Annotated in this window: 18 protein-coding genes; 8 read left to right on the forward strand and 10 right to left on the reverse strand. The window is 63.5% G+C overall.

Annotated elements, in window-relative coordinates:
• Positions 1–414 precede the first annotated feature (414 nt).
• Positions 415–645, forward strand: coding sequence for a hypothetical protein (locus AC4D14_RS03850; RefSeq protein ID WP_490900245.1), 231 nt, complete (start codon positions 415–417; stop codon positions 643–645).
• Positions 646–930: 285 nt separating this feature from the next.
• Here the strand turns inward: AC4D14_RS03850 and AC4D14_RS03855 are convergent, their stop codons facing one another.
• A complete protein-coding gene (locus AC4D14_RS03855; protein WP_490900246.1) occupies positions 931–1176 on the reverse strand; it encodes a hypothetical protein in 246 nt (81 codons plus the stop codon).
• Positions 1177–1331: 155 nt separating this feature from the next.
• On the opposite strand from AC4D14_RS03855, the gene AC4D14_RS03860 reads away from it, so the two are divergent.
• Complete coding sequence (locus tag AC4D14_RS03860; RefSeq protein WP_490900247.1) at positions 1332–1676, forward strand: hypothetical protein; 345 nt, start codon at positions 1332–1334, stop codon at positions 1674–1676.
• Positions 1677–1998: 322 nt separating this feature from the next.
• Entirely contained in the window at positions 1999–2610 is a 612-nt protein-coding gene (locus AC4D14_RS03865) for a hypothetical protein (RefSeq protein WP_490900248.1), read from the forward strand.
• A 261-nt stretch (positions 2611–2871) separates the two neighbouring features.
• On the opposite strand, the gene AC4D14_RS03870 is transcribed toward AC4D14_RS03865, so the two are convergent.
• The 4 genes from AC4D14_RS03870 to AC4D14_RS03885 are packed head-to-tail and all read right to left on the reverse strand — an operon-like array spanning position 2872 to position 8397.
• A complete protein-coding gene (locus tag AC4D14_RS03870; protein WP_490900249.1) occupies positions 2872–5259 on the reverse strand; it encodes a bifunctional salicylyl-CoA 5-hydroxylase/oxidoreductase in 2388 nt (795 codons plus the stop codon).
• Between the two features lie 22 nt (positions 5260–5281).
• A complete protein-coding gene (locus tag AC4D14_RS03875) occupies positions 5282–6931 on the reverse strand; it encodes an AMP-binding protein (protein ID WP_490900250.1) in 1650 nt (549 codons plus the stop codon).
• 57 nt (positions 6932–6988) lie between these two features.
• Entirely contained in the window at positions 6989–7912 is a 924-nt protein-coding gene (locus tag AC4D14_RS03880; protein WP_490900251.1) for an acyl-CoA thioesterase, read from the reverse strand.
• 5 nt (positions 7913–7917) lie between these two features.
• Positions 7918–8397, reverse strand: a complete 480-nt coding sequence (locus AC4D14_RS03885) for a cupin domain-containing protein (protein ID WP_490900252.1) — start codon at positions 8395–8397, stop codon at positions 7918–7920.
• A 141-nt stretch (positions 8398–8538) separates the two neighbouring features.
• Between AC4D14_RS03885 and AC4D14_RS03890 the strand changes: the two genes are divergently transcribed.
• The 4 genes from AC4D14_RS03890 (at position 8539) to AC4D14_RS03905 (ending at position 13253) form a co-directional block, all read left to right on the forward strand.
• Positions 8539–8940 carry a RidA family protein gene (locus tag AC4D14_RS03890; protein ID WP_490900253.1) on the forward strand — a complete coding sequence of 134 codons (402 nt, stop codon included), beginning with the start codon at positions 8539–8541 and terminating at the stop codon, positions 8938–8940.
• Positions 8941–9005: 65 nt separating this feature from the next.
• Entirely contained in the window at positions 9006–9857 is an 852-nt protein-coding gene (locus AC4D14_RS03895; RefSeq protein WP_490900254.1) for a fumarylacetoacetate hydrolase family protein, read from the forward strand.
• Positions 9858–10173: 316 nt separating this feature from the next.
• Positions 10174–11472, forward strand: a complete 1299-nt coding sequence (locus tag AC4D14_RS03900) for an MFS transporter (RefSeq protein ID WP_490900255.1) — start codon at positions 10174–10176, stop codon at positions 11470–11472.
• Positions 11473–11543: 71 nt separating this feature from the next.
• Positions 11544–13253 carry a thiamine pyrophosphate-binding protein gene (locus AC4D14_RS03905; protein WP_490900256.1) on the forward strand — a complete coding sequence of 570 codons (1710 nt, stop codon included), beginning with the start codon at positions 11544–11546 and terminating at the stop codon, positions 13251–13253.
• A gap of 208 nt (positions 13254–13461) precedes the next feature.
• Here AC4D14_RS03905 and AC4D14_RS03910 read toward each other — a convergent pair whose 3' ends face one another.
• Positions 13462–13917, reverse strand: coding sequence for an acyl-CoA thioesterase (locus tag AC4D14_RS03910; RefSeq protein ID WP_490900257.1), 456 nt, complete (start codon positions 13915–13917; stop codon positions 13462–13464).
• Positions 13918–14099: 182 nt separating this feature from the next.
• Here AC4D14_RS03910 and AC4D14_RS03915 point away from each other — a divergent pair, with 182 nt between their 5' ends.
• Complete coding sequence (locus tag AC4D14_RS03915; RefSeq protein ID WP_490900258.1) at positions 14100–14978, forward strand: PaaX family transcriptional regulator; 879 nt, start codon at positions 14100–14102, stop codon at positions 14976–14978.
• Positions 14979–15558: 580 nt separating this feature from the next.
• Here the strand turns inward: AC4D14_RS03915 and AC4D14_RS03920 are convergent.
• The 4 genes from AC4D14_RS03920 to AC4D14_RS03935 form a co-directional block, all read right to left on the reverse strand.
• The gene (locus tag AC4D14_RS03920; protein WP_490900259.1) at positions 15559–16341 is read right to left on the reverse strand and encodes a maleylpyruvate isomerase family mycothiol-dependent enzyme; all 783 of its coding nucleotides are present in this window, start codon (positions 16339–16341) and stop codon (positions 15559–15561) included.
• Positions 16342–16562: 221 nt separating this feature from the next.
• Positions 16563–18947, reverse strand: coding sequence for an ATP-binding cassette domain-containing protein (locus tag AC4D14_RS03925; RefSeq protein ID WP_490900260.1), 2385 nt, complete (start codon positions 18945–18947; stop codon positions 16563–16565).
• A gap of 165 nt (positions 18948–19112) precedes the next feature.
• Positions 19113–20141: a zinc-dependent alcohol dehydrogenase family protein gene (locus tag AC4D14_RS03930; RefSeq protein WP_490900261.1), complete on the reverse strand. Its 1029-nt coding sequence runs from the start codon at positions 20139–20141 to the stop codon at positions 19113–19115.
• Positions 20142–20216: 75 nt separating this feature from the next.
• The gene (locus tag AC4D14_RS03935) at positions 20217–21983 is read right to left on the reverse strand and encodes an MOSC domain-containing protein (RefSeq protein WP_490900262.1); all 1767 of its coding nucleotides are present in this window, start codon (positions 21981–21983) and stop codon (positions 20217–20219) included.
• Positions 21984–22043: the final 60 nt, after the last annotated feature.

The raw sequence follows: 22043 nt of genomic DNA on the forward strand, positions 1-22043 counted from the left end.
GTCGTTATCAGGATTGCCAGACTGCACATCCGGTACGCAGTCAACCGCCGGGCTGAGAACTAGGACAAGTGTTGACACCTCGTTTACCACGGACCAATCTAAGGGCAGGGCCCGGCATCGGGAGGCGACGTGGAGCCATCTACAAAGGATGCGGCAACCAAGACAGCTTGGATAACAGGCGGGTTGGCCTTGGCCGGCACGGTGATAACGGTGCTCTTCACCAGCGGGGTTCTTGGGCCGGGGGAGCCACCGCCTCCGGCTCCAGCAACCTTTGCCGCCGTACCGACGACACCATCACCTGAACCGACAACTGCCGAACCGACGACACCATCACCTGAACCAACTACACCATCACCTGAACCGACGCCTATCGTACCCGCAGGAGTCGAAGGACACTGGATGGGTGGGGGCTCAGTGTCAGAGAACTTTCATCTGACCATCGCGAGCGACGGAACCTGGACATTGATCGACGGGAACAACGTTCAAGCGGGTCACGTGGATGAGGGGAAAGTGGTTTTCAACGGTTCGCAGGCGGTCTTCTACTACAACGACGGAAGCACTCCGCTCGTCGTCGATTGGACGATGGCTGAAACCCCGACGAACACCGTCTTGCATCTGGGAACCTACACCTACACCAGACGGTAGCCGTACGGACGGTTGAGCGCGGCTACCGCAGTACTTGAGAACGCGCTGTCGAGTGAGATCCTTCGCATCCGACCGGGAAATGTGTAATCGGATTCTGACGACAGGCCAGAGCCTCCAGGTACTGTCCCGGAATCTTCGAACAGAGGGGTGCCAGTGGGATCAGGACAGTTGAGTCAGCCCGAGGATCCCTAGGCCGGTTTTGCCACCGGTCATGCTAATCCTGTGGTCCACTTCACCCCATCAGCTCGGTCCGCGGCGGGATGCTGCCCGCCGCGGTTGTGACTCTTAGCCGTTGGCGTGGCGCCGGTACGCGAGCCGTCGGCGCCACTCGCGGACGGCCCAGAAGGCGACGATGAGCGAGAAGGGCACCAGCAGGAGCATCAGGTAGAGCCCGGCCAGGGTCACCAAAGGCGAGTGGAATCCTCGGAGGAATCCGAGGCCACCGAAGGATCCGACAACCCAGAAAATGAGGACGGCCAGGAGTGCTCCGGCGGAAGGGAGAAGGTCACGGTTTTTGTTTAGCCACTGCATTGGGTTCCTCAAAGACGGATTATCGCTACTTCCATTGTCCGGATGGGTGGTGCTTTCTCCGCTTTGGGCGCGTATTGGTTAAGTCACATTGACAAGACAGGCCGTGCCGCCCCGTCCGATCTCCAGCTTGCGGTGTGCGATGCAATACTTCGAGCATGGACCTCGTGCAGGAAGACCGCGGACAGCGGTTCGCAGGTATCTGGGCGGGCTCCTCGTCGGTTGTTGCCTCGGCGGCCACCGTGGGTATTCTCTCGGTTCTGTTAATGCGCGGGCTGGCCACCGTGCCGGAAATTCAGGTCCTTCCCCTGGTTGTTGCCGCCCAGATTTCGGTGTGCGCTTTGGTGCTTGGGCCGGTGTGGCGAAGCGTGTCGTGGAAGCTGGTGGCCGGATGTATCACTCCGGGCCTTCTCCTGGACGCGGTCTGGGCCGGTGGGGGAGGGTTGTGGCTGGTTTCTGGTTGGTGGGTCTACCGGCGTGGATTGTGTTGTGCCAGCGCTTGAGCGGCTATGGGCGCCGGAAAAGAGCCGCGGAGTTGCTGGGGTCTTATCGACCACGCTGGTCGTACTCGTTCTGGCACAGCCGGAATGCGACTGGGGAACGGCATGGTCCTATGTCGGAGCAGCGGTCACCGGGGTCCTGATCCCCGCTCTGTACGCTGGCCGCAAACCAGCAGGACTTGATGAGGATTGATTCGAAGGCGAGGACTCGGTGACAACCGGACACATGAGCGCCTACTGCGTAAGGGCGGGGGAGCAGCCGGGGGATTGGCAGGTCCGATGCGAGACTGGACCGCAGCGACAGCACACTGAACCAGGGGGATAAGTGGCGGGCACCAGCAACAAGAGGGCAGAGCGGCCAAGCCGCTGGGTGGCGGCGGAACGGCGGTCCGCCGAGATCAGGGACAACGGTATTGGGGAGGCGCTCCGGATCTATTACACCCGGTATCTGGCGGTCGGCGTGCCGACTCTCCTGGCGCTGGGTACCGCCGGCGCTTATCTGCTGTTCGATCGCGGGAGGAGCCAGTGGATCTGGCATCTTCAGTTCGGAGTGTTTCTAATGTTCTTGGGGTGCTGGATTGGGGGATGGGCTTACAACTCCAAGCGGATGAGGCCCACAGTCGAATCGGGGTGGGGAAAGGTGATGATCGCGCTGAACAAAACCGATCAGAAGTCCGTGCGCCGCCAGATTGCGGGCCAGGAGCCTATTGACCGGGAGCACCTGACGGTGGTCCGGGCAGCCGCCGTCCAACTGCGCGAGGAGACCGCCACCGTTCTCCTTTACCTGCCGTGCTCGGTGGTCTATTTCGCACCCGTGACCCGGGTGTGGTGGTACGCGATCCCCGCCGGCATTCTCATGCTCGCATTTGCCTACTTCCAAGTCAGGGATTTCCTCCGGCTGGGACGGTTCCTTCAGGAGACCGACGGTCTCACCTGAAAGTGTAGAACCGGCGTGTTCGGTCCGCGGTCGCACTAGCTAAAGGATTGACTCGCCCGAGCCGATGGCTAGGAACGATGTCATGCTCTTCGAGACGATGATGCAATCTTCGTCCCAACACATGACACCTCCACTTCCAGGAGCCCATGGGTGTTGAAGGTACTGGTGCAGCCACAATTCGTCCGTGGTTGGCGAACTGATTTGAAGCTGGCGGTAGCGGGCCAGCCGTTCCCGGCCCGCTACCGGTCTTTGCGCAGCCAGTCAGCCCGCGGGCTGGTGCTGCTTGGTCTGGGGCGTCCAACGGACGTGTGTTGGCAGGTCATCCGCCAACGGGTCCCTGACCAGTGACAGACGCGGGCGGATGGCGTCGGTGCGCGCCGATGGCGGTTTGCGTCGGCCCGCCTTGAACTGGACGGGCCACTCGGTTCCGGGGCCGCGGTACTCCTGTTCAGCGGCCGCGTGGAGAGTCCATTGAGGGTCGTACAGGTGCGTCCGTCCTAATGCGCAAAGGTCTGCGCGGCCTGCGAGCAGGATCGAGTTGACGTCGTCATAGGTCGAGATCGCTCCTACAGCGATCACTGCTGCACCGGCCTCCTTCGCCACCGAGTGCCGTATGACGTCCGCGAACGGGGTCTGGTAGCTGCGTCCGAACTGAGGCTTCTCGTCCTTGGCAATCTGGCCGCTGGACACGTCGATCCCATCGGCCCCGTGGGTAACGAAGGCACGCGCGATTTCTGCGGCTGCTTCCACTGTGTTGCCGTCGGGTAGCCAATCCACCGCGGAGAGGCGCACGAGGATGGGTTTGTCCGCTGGCCATTCCTGGCGGATGGCGTCGAAGACTTCGAGCGGGTAGCGCAGACGGTTCTGGAGGGAACCACCGTACTCGTCGCTGCGGCGATTGGAGATCGGGGAGAGGAAGGAGGAGAGCAGGTAGCCGTGGGCTGCGTGGACCTCGAGCAGATCGAAGCCGGCTTCCGCGGCCCTGCGGGTGGAGGCAACGAACTGTTGCTTCACTTCGTCCATGGTTGTCCGGTCCATCTCGCGCGGGGTGGCGCTTCCCTTTCCGTAGGGAACAGGGGAGGGGCCGAAGGTCTCCCAGTTTCCCTCAGTGAGTGGTTCATCCATGCCGTGCCACATGAGGCGGGTAGAACCCTTGCGGCCTGAGTGTCCGAGCTGGACTCCGATGGCGGCATTGGACTGGGTATGAACGAAGTCAGTGATCTTCTTCCAACTGTCGCGTTGCTCGTCCGAGTACAGGCCCGTGCAGCCCGGAGTGATGCGACCGACGTCGGAGACGCAAACCATTTCGGTCATGACGAGCCCGGCGCCGCCCAGAGCCTTGCTGCCGAGATGGACCAGGTGGAATTCACCCGGCACGCCATCGACTGCCGAGTACATGTCCATCGGCGATACCACGATGCGGTTCTTCAACTGCAGGTTGCCGATGCTGTAGGGCTGGAACATGGCCGGCGTGGTTGATTCGAGTCCTTGTGCCCGTGCGAATGCCTCGTCCACTTCGGCTGTGAAGTCCGGGTCGCGCAGCTTGAGGTTTTCGTAGGTGATGCGCCGTGAGCGGGTGAGCAGGTTGAAGCAGAACTGCGTGCGTTCCTGGTCCTTGTATTGGCCGATTGTCTCGAACCATTCAAGGGAGGCTTGTGCTGCGCGTTGTGTGGATTCAACGACCGGGCGGCGTTCGGTTTCGTATGCCTCGAGGGCGTGTTCGATGTCCGTGTGCTCATGCAGGCATGCCGCCAGGGCCAGGGCGTCTTCCATCGCCAGCTTTGTGCCCGAGCCGATGGAGAAGTGTGCGGTGTGTGCCGCGTCGCCGAGGAGGACGATGTTGCCGTGGCGCCAGTTTTCGTTGCGGACAGTGGTGAAGTTGATCCATTTCGAGTTGTTCGTGAGGACCTTATGACCCTCCAACTCTTCGGAGAAGATCTCGCGGAGTCTGTCCACCGACGCGTCGTCACTGACGCCGGGCGGGAACTGCTGGGACTCGCTCGCATCGAAGCCGGCGCGCCGCCATACGTCTTCGTGCATCTCCACGATGAAGGTGGAGCCTTGATCGGAGTAGGGGTAGCCGTGGATCTGCATGACTCCCCACTCGGTCTCCTTGACGAAGAACTTGAACGCTTCGAAAACGAGATCAGTACCGAGCCACATGTATTTCGATTCGCGGGGGTCCAGGCTTGGACCGAAGGATTCGGGGAACCGGTTCCGGATGGCGGAGTTCAGGCCGTCTGCCGCGAGCACGAGGTCGTACTCGGCGGAAAGCTGTTCGACGTCGGGGGCCATGGTGCGGAAGCGAAGGTCGACATCGAGCTGCTGGCACCGCTGCTGCAGGATTTCCAGCAGCTCCTTGCGGCTCATCGCAGCGAAACCCTGACCACCGATGGTGGTCATCTCGCCCTTGAAGTGGATGTCGATGTCGGTCCAGCGGGCGAAGCGCGCGGCCATGCTGGCTGCGACGACCGTGTCGGCATTTTCGATGCCGCCGAGGGTTTCATCACTGAACACGACACCGAACCCGAAGGTGTCCTCGGCGGCGTTGCGTTCCCAGACCGTGACGTGGTGTGCGGGATCGAGCTGCTTCATCAAGGCGGCGAAGTAGAGCCCGCCCGGGCCTCCGCCAACGATCGCGATCTTCATGTCGGTTTCCCTTTTCTTGACGTTAGGACGTGTGGAGTTCGGCCGGCGGAGTTGATTCCTCCGCGAGCTGCTGACGCAGCCGGAAGTGCTGGAGCTTGCCGCTGGGATTGCGGGGCAGGTCGTCGACGAACCGAATGTCGCGCGGATATTTGTAAGGGGCGATAGTTTGCTTGACGAAGTCCTGGATTTCGCGCCGCTTCGCGTCGTCCCCCTCGACGCCCTGGCGTAGAACGACGAAAGCGCAGACGATGTTGCCCCGCTCGGGGTCCGGACGTGCGACGACGGCGGATTCGACGACGTCAGGATGTTGATTGACGGCGATTTCGACCTCGGGTCCACTGATGTTGTACCCGGCCGAGACGATCATTCCATCCGTGCGGGCCTGGTAGTAGAAGTAGCCGTCCTCGTCTTTGAGGAAGGTGTCACCAGTGACGTTCCACCCGTTGACAACATAATTGAGTTGTCGTGTGTCGTTGAGGTACCGGCACCCGGTGGGACCGATGACGCCCAGGCGTCCGATGAGTCCCGGTCCGAGTTCCTGTCCGTCGTCGTCGAGGATCGTTGCCCGATATCCCGGGACGGGTTTTCCTGTCGCCTCCGGTCGGATGTCACCCACGGCCGCGGAGATGAAGACGTGCAGCATTTCGGTGGCTCCGATCCCGTTGATGAGTTCAAGCCCGATTTTCTCCTTAACTTCCCGCCAGGTCTGGACAGGCAGGTGCTCTCCTGCGGAGACGGCGATCCGCAGGTTCTTCAGGAGACCTTCCTGGCCTTCCTTGAGGATGGCGCGGTAGGCGGTCGGTGCAGTGAACAGCACGCTGACTCCCCGGTCATGGACAAGCCGGGCGAGCTCGAGCGGTGCGCTGCGCTCGGTGAGCAGGGCCGAAGCACCAAAGCGCAGCGGAAAGACGACGAGCCCGCCGAGGCCGAAAGTGAACGCCAGCGGCGGGGAGCCCGCGAAGACGTCGTCGGGCACTGGAGCGAGTATGTGCCGCGCGAAGGTGTCAGCGTTGGCGAGGATGTCGCGGTGGAAATGCATCGTGAATTTCGGGGTGCCTGTGGTGCCGGAGGTAGGGCCCAATAGAGCGACGTCATCCGATGCCGTTTCGACGGCAGCGAACTCGCCCGACTTCGTTTCGCACCGGTGAAGAAGGTCGTCGGTTCCATCCCCGCCTACAGGGACCAGCAGTGTCTGCCCCAGGACGTCAGCAAGGCCTGAGAGGAAGCGGTGGTCGGAGAGGAGCACTGTCGGACTCGTGCTTTCAACGAGCCTTAGCACTTCCTCGGGACGCAGCATCGGCATGGTGGTGACAACTACCGCCCCTGCTTTGAGGACGCCGAGCCAGCAGGCAACAAGCCACGGATTGTTCGGGGCGCGCAGCATGACGCGGTTGCCGGGCACGACACCGAGGTCCTCCACGAGGACCTGGGCGACCTGGTTGGCGCGGCGGCGGAGTTGGCCGTAGGACCAAGTTTCACCGTCCGGGGTGTGCAGAGCGGGCCGGTCGGGGCCGAAGGCTGCCGTCGTCTCGTCGATGAGAACCGAAGCGGCGTTGAGCCGGTCCGGGTACTCCAACTCGGGCAAAGTGAATTCCAGCACCGGCCATTGTTCGGCTGGGGGCAGGTTGTCGCGCGTGAACGTGTCCTGGTGCGCTGACGGAGACAGATGCATGGATCTACTTCCTCAAGGATGCTCGTGGGGCGTGAGGTGCGGGACCGGAGGGTGGGCTTAGCCGCCGGGACGGATCAGGCCTTCTTGTGCGACCGTGGCCAAAAGGCGGCCTTTCTGGTCGAAGAACTGGCCGCGGACCAGGCCGCGGCTGCTTTGGAGTGAACAAGCTTCCTGGACATACAAGATCCACTCGTCAGCCCGCCCCTGCCGGTGAAACCACATGGAGTGATCAAGGCTTGCCGTCTGGAGTCCGGGCGCCGCCCAGGCCAGGCCTTGGGACCGCAGCAGGGGTTCAAGGATCGTGTAGTCACAGACGTAGGCCAGTGCCGCGCGGTGCAGGTTGGGGTCGTCAGGAAGCTGGTCGAACGCCTTCACCCACACTGCCTGCCGGGGTTCCCTACTGCCGGAAACCTCCGTGTAGAGGGGTCCTTCGACGTGTCGCATGTCAAAGGACCGGCCCGCAGCCCAGTACTCGGCTGCCGGCCCTTGCACCCCGGCCAGAACTGTCGCCGCCGCAGGCAGCTCTCCCGGGCCAGGGACGAGGGGAGCGTCGGGGGCCTGATCGGCACCTGTCTCAGGGACCTGGAAGGAACCGATGGCGTCATAGACAGGCTTCTCGCCCTGAAACGCGCGAACATGACGGGTTGAGTAGCCGCGCCCATCGCGCAGGAGCTCCACCTCGTAACGCACCGTCACTCCGATGTCGACGGGACGCATGAAGTAGCTGTGCATGGAGTGCAGCACGCGGTCACCGTCAACGGAGTGCATCATCGCTGCTGCGGCCTGGGCGACCATGTCCCCGCCGAAAGCCTTGGGCCAGGGGACATACTGCGTGCGTGCCGTCCAGGCCTCGTCGTACAGCTGGGCGGTATCTGGCTGCAGGTCCAGGGCCGCGAGGAAGATTTCCGACGTCGGGCCGACCTTACGTTGGCTGGCCCCTTCCGCGGCGGTGTTTGCGGTTGTGTCCGCTGCCCAGGTCATGGGATTCATGCGCGTCGGTAGTCCGCGAGCGTCTCATCCGGAACATCGTCGAGGTTTACGACAATGTTCTCCGGTGTCCGCGCGGTGAGCCAGACAAGCTCTTCGGTGGTGGACATGTTGGCCTCGACGTGCGGCATGAAAGGGGGAACGAACACCCAGTCACCGGCGGTCATGTCTAGGTACTCCTTGTAACCCTCGCCGAAGTAGATCCGACCGCGGCCGCGGAGGACGTACCCGCCCGTTTCTGCCTCGCCGTGGTGGTGTGGCAGTGACCGGTAGCCGGGGGTGTTCGAAACCTGACCGAACCAGATCTTCGTCGCGGGTGTGTGCTGGATGCTTACGCCGGATACGCGGATGCAGTCTCCGGACTGGGCGGTGTTGGTGTCTTCCTCACCGGACCGCGTCACGACGGGGACGACCTTGCCGTCAGGGCCGGAATAGGCGCTGTTGTCACCTTCGGTGCGGTACTGGCTGACCGTGCTCATTGGATGCCCTTCTCGTTGGATATGTCGACGTCGTGACGACCGTCACGTAGAGTGAAGGTAGCACGGAGGACATGAACCGCGCTAGGGGTAATTAGCCCCGTCGCCTGTACACAGCACCCGACCACGGATGGAGCCGTCCCTATGCAGAACCTGATCGTCAATCCCGCTTCCCTGCCTGCCCCTTCGGGATACTCCCATGCCGTACGGACGGGAAACACGGTTTATCTGGGTGGACAGACGGCCCTGGATAAGGACATGAAAATTGTGGAGGGAGGCATTGTCGAGCAGTTCGCCCAGGCCTTCCGGAACGTGCTGGCTTCGCTGACCGAAGCCGGAGGTAAACCTGACGACCTGGTGAGCGTGACGATCTACCTGACCGATGTGGACGACTACATGGCGCACGGAAGGGAAATCGGGAGGCTATGGCGCGAAATGGCCGGCAACCGGTATCCCGCGATGGCGGGTATCGGGGTCACCCGCCTGTGGCAGAAGGAAGCGCTAATCGAAATTCAGGGCGTCGCCGTCATCCAGGATGCGGCGTAGCTGCAGCTGCGGCCGCCGTTTTCGGACGATAACCACCGACACCACGCCCTTCTTAGGAGATCCAGATGAAGCTGGCCACGATTCGTTACGCGGGTTCCACCTCCGCAGCTGTCCTTCGCGAGGATGGCACTGCCATTCCGCTTCCAGTCGGTGATCTGGGCGAGCTGATCTCCGGCCCGGGATGGCAGGACATGGTTGCTGCAGCCCTGGACTCCCAGGCGGATGTGATCCCCGCGGGGGAGCTTGATTTCGCTGCACTCTTGCCGCACGCCGGGAAAGTAATCTGCTGCGGACTGAATTATGCCGAGCACATCCAGGAGATGGGACGCGAGCTCCCGGAATACCCTACGCTGTTTGCCAAGTATGCCGACACCCTCATCGGGGCCCGGGATGAGATCGCCGTGCACGGTAGTTCCCGCGTCGATTGGGAAGCCGAATTGGCCGTGGTGGTGGGGGCCGAACTACGCCGTGCCGACCTGGGCGAAGCCAGAGCGGGCATCGCCGGATACACGGTCGCCAATGACGTGTCGATGCGTGACTGGCAGAACCGCACCCTGCAGTGGTTCCAAGGAAAAGCCTTTGATGCGACCACTCCGGTCGGACCGGTCATGGTTACCGCCGATGAGTTCGCTGACGACCCCGCCTTCCGGGTTCGCGGCTATGTCAATGGGAAGCAAGTGCAGGAAGGCGACACTAAGACCCTGGTGTTCGGGCCGGCGCAGCTGCTTGCGTACATCTCGGAGTTCACGACGCTGAGGCCGGGCGACCTCGTGCTGACCGGCACCCCTGGCGGAGTGGGTATGGGCATGACTCCTCCGCAGTTCCTCGCCGACGGGGACGTGCTCCAGACTGAGATTGACGGCATCGGCCGCTTGGTCAACCGCATCACCTTTCCGTCAGCCCAGCTGCCGGCGTGACGCTGGAACTACCGGAAGAGGCAGGGATCATGACAACCCGGTCTCCTCCATAGTCATGTCCATGGGTCCTCCGACAGCCCCGGAGCATGACGGCGTGAATGTCCAGCAGCGAGAGTCATTCATATAGCGCTCTTGTAACGAACGGCATATATAGAACATACTGTGATTCGCAACACAAACCTCCGCGCGCTTCAACTGCATCTATGGCCCGCTGTCATGTGGGCGAGACAGGACAAGGTGATTCATGGCAACCCCGGCTTCCACCCAGTGGCCCGTTCCACAAAAAACCACCAACCGAGTGCTCCTAGCCTGCTGGATGGCTATTCTGGCCGAGGGTTATGATGTCGGCGTTCTGGGCGCGATCATCCCAGCGTTGGCCGCGTACGAGCCCTGGGACCTCTCCCCGCTGGAACTGGGTGGGCTGGGTTCCTACGCGCTCATCGGCATGCTCATCGGGGCGATGACCATCGGTTCAATTTCGGACCGGGTCGGCCGCAAGAAAATGTTGATGCTGTCCGTACTCATTTTCACTACCACGCAATTGGGCGCGGCGCTGGCCCCTACGCCGGAGATCTTCGGCCTGTTCCGCTTGCTCGGAGGGTTGGGCATGGGCGGAATCATCCCTGTGGCCGCTGCTCTGACAATCGAGTACTCCGCCCCGCGACGGCGGTCATTCAATTACGGTCTGATGTATTCCGGGTACTCCTTGGGCATTCTGGCAGCCGCTCTCGTCGCCCTGGCACTGCTGCCGACCCTGGGATGGCGCTGGGTGATCGGCATGGGCTGTGTGCCGGTGCTCCTGATTCCTCTGCTGGCGTGGATACTTCCGGAATCGTTGGAATACCTGATGGCTAAGGGGCGCCGCACGAAGGCAGCCGAGTTGGCCCGGAAACTGAACATCGCTCCCTTCGTGGAGTCCGACTGGACTCCTGCTCCCTCCGCTGCCGATGCCACAAAGGCCGTTGGATGGAAGGAGGCCCTGTCAACCTTGTTCTCCCGGGGGTACCTGCGCCCGACCGTTCTCTTCTGGATTGCCATGTTCTGCGGCCTGTTGCTGGTCTACGGCCTGAACACCTGGTTGCCTTCGATTATGCGTTCGGCCGGCTATGACCTTGGCTCGGCCCTCACCTTCCTGGCCGTTTTCAGTTTGGCCTCTGCAATTGGTGGCATAGTTCTCGGTCGTGCAGCCGATGCCTACGGCAAAAAGCTGATCCTGACGACTTTCTACCTTCTCGGCGGGGTCGGCATCCTCCTGCTGATGTTCCCCAACCACATTGTGATCAACTACGTTTTCGTGGCCCTGGCCGGTATTGGCTCGATCTCCACTTCCCTCGTCCTCACCGGCTGGGTCGCTGATTACTACCCCTCCTACGCCCGTGCCACCGCCACCGGCTGGGCGCTGTCATTTGCCCGCATCGGAGCAATCTGTGGTCCGCTGATCGGTGGTTGGATCGGCTCCGCTGCACTGCCATTCCAATGGAATTTCATCATCTTCTCGCTGTTCGCGCTGGCAGCCGCGATCGCCATATCCCTCATCCCGCGCCCGCCGGCAGTCCAGCTCAAATCACGCTCCGGCTCGGATGATCAGATGACGACCACGCCCACGACCACGTGATCCGTTCCCCCGGCCAGCAGTCGTGACTGCTGGCCGGGGGACAGCCGTCAGCGCCACCAAAGGAAGCAGATATGAGCACTTTCAGCGAACCTCACGCCGCGAGCACGGCAGACGCCGCAGACCTTCCACCGGCCACTGTGGCCGAACTGGTAGGCCAGACCCTCGCAGCACTGGGCGTCGGTCACATCTTCGGTGTCGTCGGCAGCGGCAACTTCACCGTTACCAATGCCCTACGTCGTGCTGGTGTGCCCTTTACTGCTGCCCGCCATGAAGGTGGAGCAGCGACCATGGCTGATGCCTACGGACGGATGTCCGGCCGTGTCGGGGTGGTTTCCACGCATCAGGGCTGCGGGCTAACGAACGCAGTAACGGGTATTGCGGAGGCTGCCAAGTCCCGAACGCCGATGATCGTACTCACCGCTGATACAGCCGCCGCGGCCGTTCGAGCCAACTTCCGGATCGACCAGGACGGGCTGGCCCGCAGCGTCGGGGCGGTGCCCGAACGCGTCCATTCCCCATCGAGCGCCCTGGCGGACACCGTCCGCGCCTACCGGACCGCAGTCAACGAACGCAGGACCGTTGTGCTTTCGCTGCCCACAGATATTCAAGGTGCTCCGGCAGAATCCACCATCGAAGCGCTTCGGCCACTGGATCCGCCGCAGGCGGTGCGCCCCAGCTCGGTCGCCGTCGAGCGTCTCGTCGGGCTGCTGCGCGAAGCCCGGCGCCCGGTGTTTGTGGCGGGTCGTGGCGGGCGGAGCGCTGGACCGCAGATTGCGGTTCTGGCGGAAGCGTGCGGAGCACTCGTGGCCACCTCGGCTGTCGCTCACGGACTTTTCCGCGACCACCCGTTCAACCTGGGGATCTCCGGTGGATTCTCCTCGCCCTTCACGGCAGCCACGATCGCCGATGCCGATCTGATCGTAGGGTGGGGGTGTGCGCTCAACATGTGGACCACCCGGCATGGTTCCCTGATCGGGCCGGACGCCGTCGTGGTACAGGTTGATCTTGACGACCTCTCACTGGGAGCGCACCGGCCCATCGACCTCGGGGTGGTCGGTGATTGCGCAGAGACCGCTGCCGCGGCTCTGGAGCTGATGGACGCCTCCGGGTTCCGGAGTCCTGGTCTGCGCACGCCGCAGGTGGCTGCCGCGATCGCCGACCGCTCTCGGTGGAACACAGTGGATACCGAGGATCTCTCGACCCCGGAGACAATCGACCCGCGGGTGCTCAGCCGGGAACTGGATAAGCTTCTACCCACTGAGCGGATCGTCGCCATCGATTCCGGCAACTTTATGGGTTATCCCAGTGCTTATTTCCAGGTTCCGGACGAGTTTGGATTTTGCTTCACGCAGGCGTTTCAGTCGGTCGGCTTGGGTCTGGCCACGGTGATCGGCGCGGCTATCGCCCAGCCGGATCGGCTGCCGGTGCTGGGGGCCGGCGATGGTGGATTCCTGATGGGAATCGCCGAGCTCGAAACCGCTGTGCGCCGGGGCATTCCCCTCGTGGCAGTCGTCTACAACGACTCCGCTTACGGAGCCGAGGTTCATCACTTTGACACCGCAGAGGAGGAGGATCTGGAGACCGTCCGTTTCCCGATCACCGACATTGCTTCAATTGCGCGCGGCTACGGTGCGGTGGGTGTCGTCGTACGCACGCGTGAGGACCTTGCAGGGGTTGCGGAGTGGCTCGCGGGCCCCCGCGCCTGCCCGATCGTGATCGATGCCCGAATCGCCTCCGATGGCGGATCCTGGTGGCTTGCCGAGGCTTTCAAAGGCCACTGAGCCATGCACTCGGGGAGGTTCGATGAGAGCGCCGGACCTCCCCGAGTGCCGCATGGACCACCATAATCCAGACGCTGCCATACTCCGGTTCAACGATCGGGGCGAACAACGGTGGGGGAGACGGGCCTCCTCCGACGTCGCTCCCGGCAGTCACGGGCCTATTTGAGACCCTCGAGCGGCCGATGCTGATGTCCGCAGGTGGCTAGTTCTACATCTGCAGAGGCTGGGAGCCGGTCTCCTTGTAACCCTCGATGGCGTCGACAATATGTGTCGGCCACGGGGCTGTCTTCACTGCGCCGGATGGCACATGTGCGACGGTGACAGTTCCGTAGGCAGCAAGGCCGCCTGGCACTTCACCGCGGCGGTGCCCGTGGACCTCGAACATGTAGGTCAGGGAGGTCCGGCCCAGCTTGGAGATGCCGACTGTCGCAGTCACCTTCTGCCCAAACCACAGCTTGGCCCGGAAGTGAATCTCTTGGTGCACCCGAGGCGCTATCGGGAAAAAGTCCGGTAGCTCGAGCACGCGCAGGAAAAGCTCGGCCTCGGCAGACTCAACCCACCGCAGGATGACGGAGTTGTGTTGGTGTCCCGAGGCGTCCGTATCCACCCACTCCACGTAGCGCTCAACACTTGCTTGCGGGCGCACATCAGCCAACCGCTCCATTAGGCCCGCCCTTCAGCTGGATCAAGCTCCAAATATAGCAATCGGGACGAGAGTCACCACTGCGACACAACGAATTCATGCAGCTACGCCGAGGACTGCGCAGGCGAGCGCTCAGCTGATTGAAGATTGGTCGTTGTAGCCTAGGATTGCAACGTAATCCAGACCATAAGAGGTAGTACTGAATGGCGAAGGCTAGTGCCGTCCCCGACGCAACCCCGCTGCCACGTCATCAGCACTTGATCGTCACCGTCTACGGGCTCTATGCCCGCCACCACGACGGCTCTTTCGCGATCGCTGATCTCATTCGTCTGCTCGGCGACCTGGGCATTGAATCGGCTGGCGTCCGGTCCTCGGTGTCCAGGCTGAAAAAACGTGGAGTTCTCGTCAGTCTCAAGCGTGGTGGTGCTGCCGCATATAGGCTGTCACCGGGCCTTGAGGATGTCTTCACGGCGGGAGACGAGCGGATTTTTTCCCCACGCAGGGCCACAAGAGACGATGACTGGTTTCTTGTCTCGTTCTCGGTTCCGGAGGCGCGAAGGCACCTGCGGCATAAGCTGCGCACCATCCTGACGCGAGTCGGATGCGGTCAGGTCTCTCCAGGCCTGTGGATTGCTCCCGGCAACCGGGCCGAGGAGGTCGCGCTCCAGCTTCGGCGGGCGGGCCTCATGGACTATGTGGATCTGTTCAAAGCGACCTCTCTCACGGAAGACCACATCAAGGACAAGATAGGGCAATGGTGGGATCTTCCGTCCCTCGAAGCGCTCTACACGGATTTCTTGGAACGTCACGAGCCCGTTTTGCATCGGTGGTTGCAGCGCCCGGATGAGACGAGTGATCCCTTTGGCCTGCTCAAGGACGCTTTCACTGATTACGTCCCAATGATCACGGAATGGCGGCGCCTTCCCTACATTGATCCCGGCCTACCCGAGGAATACCTCCCCGAAGGGTGGCATGGCCTCGCCGCTCAAGAGCTGTTCACTAAGCTGCATGAGCTGCTCGGATTCAAAGCGCAGCAGTACGCGCTTTCGGTCACGGGAGTTCAGCTACCAGTAGCGAACTGAAGGCCTACATCTCAGGACGACGAAAGGGATACAAGCCCTGCATCGATGTTCATGATCATTTGTTGAGGATTGGGCGGGGGAGTGGCTTCCTCAAGTGTCCGAAGGGGAAAGTCCGGAGGAGATGAAAGCCTGTTTTTCCCTGATTACTGAACGATGAATTCGATATACCTGGGAGTAGTACTGGGATCAGCACGACAGCGGAAACCTTCCAGGCCCGGCCTACCGGATGGAAGATCGTTGTAACTCGGAGGGCGATGGGTGACAGCTCCGCAGATCCATCACGGCGTCGGCAGCGTCCAAGGTTGCAACCGGAAAGGACGTCGGAGTCGCCTTTGTCGAACTTCAGCCGGCCGGGATTTATTTCCCGCTCCGACTAGACGGGGCAAGACATGCGAACCCCGCCGGCCTAAGTCATCAGTTGCCGAATCCTTCTATCGATGTTCGACCAAGTGGCCCCACATGTCGGTCGGGGGGTGTGGTTGCAAAGCTTACTTGACATAATGTAGATTATCGGCGAAAAGGGAAAGCCGGAAAGTGGGGGCAATCAGCGAGGTGGCTGCGCCGCGCCTGCTGGTGGTTCTCAGAGTGGCAGCGGGTGCTGCAGCACGCCCCGGGGCGTTCCGCGGCCAGATAGCAGGCGGCAGCATTCAATGGCGTCAATCTCCAGCGGGTCGTTCCCGGGTTCATCCGCCCGGGTGAACGTACCGCCCGCTGGTCCGGTGAGTTTCAGCAGGAATGGGTCGGTGTGGAGTGTCGCCCATTCCGCGATGATGTCTTCAACGATGCGGCCGTCGTGTTCGCTTGTCGGATTGACGGGCCGGCCGGTCGCCCTGCACATGTCAATGCGGTGCATCCACACGTCACGGGTGAATCCGATGTCGAAAAGGTAGTTCAGGGGCTGCCACCCCAAGGACACTCCCTCCATGCTGCCCAGGGGCAGCAGCCGAAGCGCTCCGACGGCCTTGGGCAGCCGCCTGCGTGCCTTGAGCGCCGCGCCGGCGGCATACTCCCACCGTGAAGGGATGTCCTCGGCGGTCAGGTTGGTCCTTGCCCTAAGCTGGGCCTCGTTGAGCCCGTCGACCCAATGCCGGCCGCCGATCCGCGCGGTGAGTTTGCGTCCCCGCCGGACTTGGCGGATGAACTCCAACGGTGAGGCCTGGGCCTCCGCGGAGGCAACCACATGCACGGCAATGTCCCGTACGGTCCAGCGGGAGCAATCGGTTGCCTTCTCCCAGTCCTCAGTGCCGAGTTGCTGCAGGAGAGCATGGAATCGCCGGTTTTCCTCGGCGGCGAGCTCCATGGCTTCGTCGTGGCCGATCCTGACAATCGCTGCCACGTCTCGTGGACGGTCTTCTGCGGGCATGGCTGATCCCTGCCTTCGCTTTCAACTGGTCCGGGCGGCGTGCCGACCCGGCCGCGGGTCCTGCGGTTTACCGCCAGCCTCCACGGGACCATTCCTGGGGTGTGCGTGCTTCGAAAGTAGGATCGGCAGTGCCGGCTGTCAATACGTTTTATCCAAGAACTCGGAGATCCCTCGGGCAGCGGTCAAACAGACGCAGGGACGCCGTTGCCGGAAGTGCGCCCTCAGGCGCCGATGTAGGCCGCCAGATGCTGCCCGGTGAGCGTGGACCGGTCGGCGACGAGGTCAACAGGTGTTCCTTCGAAGACGATCTTGCCGCCGTCGTGGCCCGCCCCGGGACCCAGGTCGATGATCCAGTCCGCGTGCGCCATCACCGCCTGGTGGTGCTCTATGACGATGACGGACTTGCCTGAATCGACGAGCCTGTCGAGCAGGCCGAGCAGCTGCTCGACGTCGGCCAGGTGGAGGCCGCTTGTCGGTTCGTCGAGAACATAGACGCCGCCCTTTTCCGCCATCTGGGTTGCAAGCTTCAGGCGCTGCCGTTCTCCGCCGGACAGCGTGGTGAGTGGCTGGCCCAGGCTGAGGTAGCCAAGCCCGACGTCGGCGAGCCGGTCAAGGATGGCATTTGCGGCAGGAGTGCGGGCCTCCCCCGCGGCGAAGAATTCCTCGGCCTCCTTCACCGACATCGCAAGGACCTCGCTGATGTCCTTGCCGCCGAAGCGGTATTCCAGGACCGATGCCTGGAAGCGCTTCCCCTCGCATTCTTCGCAGACAGTGGCGACGCCGGCCATCATCGCTAGGTCGGTGTAGATGACACCGGCGCCGTTGCAGGTTGGGCAGGCACCCTCCGAGTTGGCACTGAACAGCGCAGGCTTCACGCCGTTCGCCTTGGCGAAGGCCTTGCGGATCGGTTCGAGCAGCCCGGTGTACGTGGCCGGGTTGCTGCGCCGCGAGCCCTTGATCGCTGCCTGGTCGACCGAAACCACCCCGTCGCGTCCCGAGACCGAGCCGCGGATGAGCGAGCTCTTCCCGGAGCCGGCAACCCCGGTGACGACCACGAGGACACCGAGCGGGATGTCGACGTCAACGTCGCGCAGGTTGTGCGCGGTTGCTCCCCGGATTTCCAGCGCACCGTTGGGAGTCCGGGCGGACTGCTTGAGCGCGGCCCGGTCGTCGAAATGGCGGCCGGTGAGGGTGCTGCTGGTCCGCAGCTCCTCCACTGTGCCTTCGAAGCAGACGGTGCCGCCGGCGGTGCCTGCCCCGGGGCCGAGGTCGACGACGTTGTCGGCAATCGCGATCGCCTCCGGCTTGTGCTCAACCACAAGCACGGTATTGCCCTTGTCGCGCAGGCGCAGCAGGAGGCCGTTCATGCGCTGGATGTCGTGCGGGTGCAGTCCGATCGTCGGCTCGTCGAAGACGTAGGTGACGTCAGTGAGCGAGGACCCGAGGTGGCGGATCATCTTGGTGCGCTGTGACTCGCCGCCCGAGAGCGTGCCGGTGGACCGGTCAAGACTGAGATAGCCGAGCCCGATCTCGACGAACGAGTCGAGGGTCTCCCCCAGCGCCGTCAGCAGCGGCGCCACCGACGGCTCGTCAAGCGTCCGCACCCACCCTGCGAGGTCGCTGATCTGCTGGGCGCAGGCGTCGGCGATGCTGACCCCTGCGATTTTTGATGATCTGGCCGCCTCGCTGAGCCGCGTCCCATTGCACTCCGGGCACGTAGTGAACGTCACCGCCCGGTCGACGAACGCCCGGATGTGCGGCTGCATTGCCTCCCGGTCCTTGGCGAGGAACGACTTCTGGATCTTTGGGATCAGGCCTTCGTAGGTCAGATTGATGTTGTCGACCTTGATCTTGGTCGGTTCCTTATAGAGCAGGTCGTGGAGTTCCCGTTTCGTGAATCTGCGGATTGCCTTGTCAGGATCCAGGAAGCCGCTGGCGCTGAAGATGCGCCCGTACCAGCCGTCGACGCTGTAGCCCGGAATGGTGAGGGCACCCTCGTTCAGCGATTTGCTGTCGTCGTACAGCTGGGTCAGGTCGAAGTCGGTGACCGATCCCATCCCCTCGCATCGCGGGCACATGCCGCCGGTGATGCTGAAGCTGCGGCGCTCCTTGACCGTCGTCCCGCCGCGCTCGAGCGTGACGGCACCGGCACCGCTGATCGAGGCGACGTTGAAGGAGAACGCCTGCGCCGATCCGATGTGAGGCTGGCCGAGGCGGCTGAAGACGATGCGCAGCATGGCGTTGACGTCGGTGGCGGTGCCGACCGTGGAGCGGGGATTGGCACCCATCCGTTCCTGGTCGACGATGATGGCCGTCGTCAGCCCTTCAAGTACGTCGACCTCCGGGCGGGCCAGCGTGGGCATGAAGCCCTGCACGAAGGCGCTGTAGGTCTCGTTGATCATCCGCTGCGATTCGGCCGCGATCGTGCCGAACACCAGGGAGCTCTTGCCCGAGCCCGAGACGCCGGTGAACACCGTGAGCCTCCGCTTTGGAATCTCGACGCTGACGTCCTTGAGGTTGTTGACGCGCGCGCCCCGCACGCGGATCAGGTCGTGGCTGTCGGCATCATGGAGCGCCTGCTCGTCAGTCCTCGTGACCATGCTCATGGTGTCTCCCCCTCTGTTGTGCGGGCCCGTTTCCGCGGTATCCCCCGGCGTCGTCTGGGTCTATCTAACCAGCAACCATCGACACTCCGCGGCCTTCTTGGTCGGCGTCCAGGACCAGGGCGGAGGCGGTTCGACGGGGGCGGCAGCCCGCCACGGCCCTGGGACCTAGGGGCGGACCAGCACCTTGAGCGCCTCGCGGTTCGCCATGGCCCGGTAGCCGTCGGCGATGTCCTCGAGTTTCACGGTGCGGTCGAACACGCGGCCGGGCTGGATCCTCCCGTCGAGAACCTCCGGGAGGAGCTCCTCGATGTAGGCACGCGCCGGTGCTACGCCGCCGCTTAGGGAGACATTGCGCATGAATTCCCGGAACGGCATGGGCACGTCGGCGTACTGTGGTGCCCCAACCCGGCTGACGGTGCCGCCGGCGCGCACTGCTGCGATGGCCGCCTCGATGGCCTGCAGAGTGCCCACGCACTCAAGGACGGCGTGGGTGCCGTCTCCCCCGGTCAGTTCCTTCACCCTTACGAGACCTGCCTCGCCGCGTTCGGACACAATGTGCGTTGCACCGAAGTCCCGCCCCAGATCGGTCCGGACGGCATGACGGCCCATGAGGATGATCTGGTCAGCACCAAGCCGTTTGGCCGCGATGACGGCCGACAGTCCGACCGCGCCGTCACCGATCACGGTGACGTTCGAGCCGGGCCCGACCTTCGCCGTCACGGCGCTGTGGTGCCCGGTGCACATGACATCGGAGAGGGTCAGGAGCGCTGGGATAAGGTCCGAGTCCTCTGGCACCGGCACTTTGACGAGGGTTCCGTCGGCCTGGGGAATACGGGCCGCCTCGCCCTGGCCGGCGTCGGGGTTGCCCCAGTGGCCTCCGTTCCGGCAGGAGGTCTGCAGGCCCGCGCGGCAGAAGTCACAGGTCCCGTCCGACCAGACGAACGGCACGATCACCACGTCACCGCGCCGGACTGTCGCAACCTCGCGGCCGATCTCCTCAACGACTCCGACAAACTCGTGTCCCATCCGCTGCCCCTGCTGGGTGGGTTCCATGGATCCGTACGGCCACAGGTCGCTCCCGCAGATACAGGAGGCGACGATGCGCACGACGGCGTCGGTGGCGTCTCTGAGCGTTGCATCGGGCACGTTTTCCACCCGGATGTCTCCTGCTCCGTACATCAAAGTTGCACGCATCGCTTCCTTTCCTGGGGTGCCGGTCAATGGCAGCCACCTTCGTTGGCTAAGGCGGAGTCCAGGGCAGCGGGGTGCTCAGCTGTCCAGGACGACGTCTTCGGTTGGGCGGGCGCAGCAGATGAGTGCCTGGCCGGCGACAGGTGCTTCGAGAGGTTCGGGCTGATAGGCCACTTTCCCCGCGATGACCGCGGTGAGACAGGTATGGCAAACACCGGTACGGCAGGACCAGCGGGTGGGTACGTCGCACGCCTCTGCCAGTTCCAGTAGGGAGGCGTCGCTCGCGCGCCAGTGCACGGTGAGCCCGCTTCGGGCGAAAGACACCGCGGGCCCCGTGCCGGGATCGCCGGTGGGCGGGTGCGGCGGCACGGTCTGGTGGTCGGTGACGCCGGGGTTGATCGGTGGAAGCGTGCCGAACAGTTCCGAGTAGATCCGGACGGGCGCGAGACCAAGGCCGGTCAGGGCGTCGGTGATCGAGCCGATGAAGGCCTGCGGGCCGCAGACGTATGCCGATGCGTCTGCGGGAACGCCCATCGCACGGAACCGATCGACTGTCGGCCGGCCGTTGACCGCGTTGGCGACGACGGACTCGGACCGCGTGTAAAAGGTGAAGCCATGGGCGTGGGGCAGCCGGTTCAGGTACGCCTGCGCTTCGGTGGCGAAAACATGCTCGGCCGGGCTCCTCGCGGTGTGAATCCACCAGACGTCCCTGCTGCTGCCCGTGCGGGCGAGCTCCTTGAGCATCAGGATCACCGGTGTGGCTCCGACACCGGCCGAGATGAGGAGCACCGGACCGTCTCCATCGTGGAGCCGGAACTGCCCCCGGGGCGCCGCGACGTCGAGGCTCCCGCCCACGGCCAGGCTGTCGTTGAGGTAGCGGCTGATGAGCCCGTGGTCTTCGCGTTTGACGCTGATGCGGAAGGTGTGGGGGTTGGGCATATCCGATATGGAGTAGCTCCGGATCGAGGCGGGCCCGCCGGCGTCAACCCGGAGGGTCAGGTATTGGCCGGGGATTACCGGATCGAGGCGCACGCGCTCGTCCGCGCTGAGGTAGACGGAGGTGATCGTTGGCGTTTCGCGGACGGTCTTGGTGATTGTCATGGGGCGGAAGCCGGTCCAGCCGGGTTCCTCGTCGGGCGGGCCGGTCACTGTCGCGTTGGCCAGGTCGGTGGTGAGCAGGTCGTGAAAGGACTGCTGCCAGCCGGGGCTGAGCGCCGGAATGTCGACCGCCTTGCGCAGCGCCTCAGCCGAACGGTTTGGCAGGTAGAGCAGCGCGTCTGTTTCGGCGACGCTGAGCTGGTGGGGTCCGGCGCGGGTCTTGATGATCGGGTCGCCCGGCCGCACTTCGCCTTCGCTGATGACCCGCAGGTAGAAGCCGGGGAGGTGGTGGCCCACCAGCAGGGCGGGCATCCGCGGTTCGCCGAGGCGCATGCCCACCCGGAAGCAGGTGACCCGGGGCTGTGTCACCTCGAATTCCGCCCCACCGATCCGATAACGGTCCCCGATGCACACTTCGCTGTCGGGCAGCCCGTCGACGGTGAAGTTTTCCCCGAATGCCCCCGGTTTCAGATCGTCGCGGCCGAGGAATTCCGACCAGTGCTCGTAGGACTGGCGCTGGTAGACGAGGACGGCGCGCTGTTCGCCTCCGTGCCCGCCCAGATCGCCCTGGCCGTCGCCGTCCACGTTGAGCGTGCGCACCATGCGCGGCCCGGTCACCGGGGTTTTGTAGACACCCGTGTAGACGGTGTTTCCCTGCCACGCGACGTCCTTGGGCTTTCCAACATTCAGCGACAGCAGCCTGCCGCTGGTGGGACTGCCGGCGTTCGTCATGCCGACAGCAGCCATTCCCGCTTTTTCCTCTTCATGATGCGCGGTAGCCTACTCAGCGTTCCGCCCAGCCGCCAG

This window comes from Arthrobacter sp. TJ-254, from assembly GCF_058269175.1.

What these genes read in the sequence shown, in the direction of transcription:
- AC4D14_RS03925 (WP_490900260.1), bottom strand. Translation starts at nt 18,947, where the DNA reads ATGAGCATGGTCACGAGGACTGACGAGCAGGCGCTCCATGATGCCGAC.
- AC4D14_RS03935 (WP_490900262.1), bottom strand. Translation starts at nt 21,983, where the DNA reads ATGGCTGCTGTCGGCATGACGAACGCCGGCAGTCCCACCAGCGGCAGG.
- AC4D14_RS03860 (WP_490900247.1), top strand. Translation starts at nt 1,332, where the DNA reads ATGGACCTCGTGCAGGAAGACCGCGGACAGCGGTTCGCAGGTATCTGG.
- AC4D14_RS03915 (WP_490900258.1), top strand. Translation starts at nt 14,100, where the DNA reads ATGGCGAAGGCTAGTGCCGTCCCCGACGCAACCCCGCTGCCACGTCAT.
- AC4D14_RS03895 (WP_490900254.1), top strand. Translation starts at nt 9,006, where the DNA reads ATGAAGCTGGCCACGATTCGTTACGCGGGTTCCACCTCCGCAGCTGTC.
- AC4D14_RS03910 (WP_490900257.1), bottom strand. Translation starts at nt 13,917, where the DNA reads ATGGAGCGGTTGGCTGATGTGCGCCCGCAAGCAAGTGTTGAGCGCTAC.
- AC4D14_RS03900 (WP_490900255.1), top strand. Translation starts at nt 10,174, where the DNA reads ATGGCTATTCTGGCCGAGGGTTATGATGTCGGCGTTCTGGGCGCGATC.
- AC4D14_RS03930 (WP_490900261.1), bottom strand. Translation starts at nt 20,141, where the DNA reads ATGCGTGCAACTTTGATGTACGGAGCAGGAGACATCCGGGTGGAAAAC.
- AC4D14_RS03890 (WP_490900253.1), top strand. Translation starts at nt 8,539, where the DNA reads ATGCAGAACCTGATCGTCAATCCCGCTTCCCTGCCTGCCCCTTCGGGA.
- AC4D14_RS03885 (WP_490900252.1), bottom strand. Translation starts at nt 8,397, where the DNA reads ATGAGCACGGTCAGCCAGTACCGCACCGAAGGTGACAACAGCGCCTAT.
- AC4D14_RS03905 (WP_490900256.1), top strand. Translation starts at nt 11,544, where the DNA reads ATGAGCACTTTCAGCGAACCTCACGCCGCGAGCACGGCAGACGCCGCA.
- AC4D14_RS03875 (WP_490900250.1), bottom strand. Translation starts at nt 6,931, where the DNA reads ATGCATCTGTCTCCGTCAGCGCACCAGGACACGTTCACGCGCGACAAC.
- AC4D14_RS03855 (WP_490900246.1), bottom strand. Translation starts at nt 1,176, where the DNA reads ATGCAGTGGCTAAACAAAAACCGTGACCTTCTCCCTTCCGCCGGAGCA.
- AC4D14_RS03920 (WP_490900259.1), bottom strand. Translation starts at nt 16,341, where the DNA reads ATGCCCGCAGAAGACCGTCCACGAGACGTGGCAGCGATTGTCAGGATC.
- AC4D14_RS03870 (WP_490900249.1), bottom strand. Translation starts at nt 5,259, where the DNA reads ATGAAGATCGCGATCGTTGGCGGAGGCCCGGGCGGGCTCTACTTCGCC.
- AC4D14_RS03880 (WP_490900251.1), bottom strand. Translation starts at nt 7,912, where the DNA reads ATGACCTGGGCAGCGGACACAACCGCAAACACCGCCGCGGAAGGGGCC.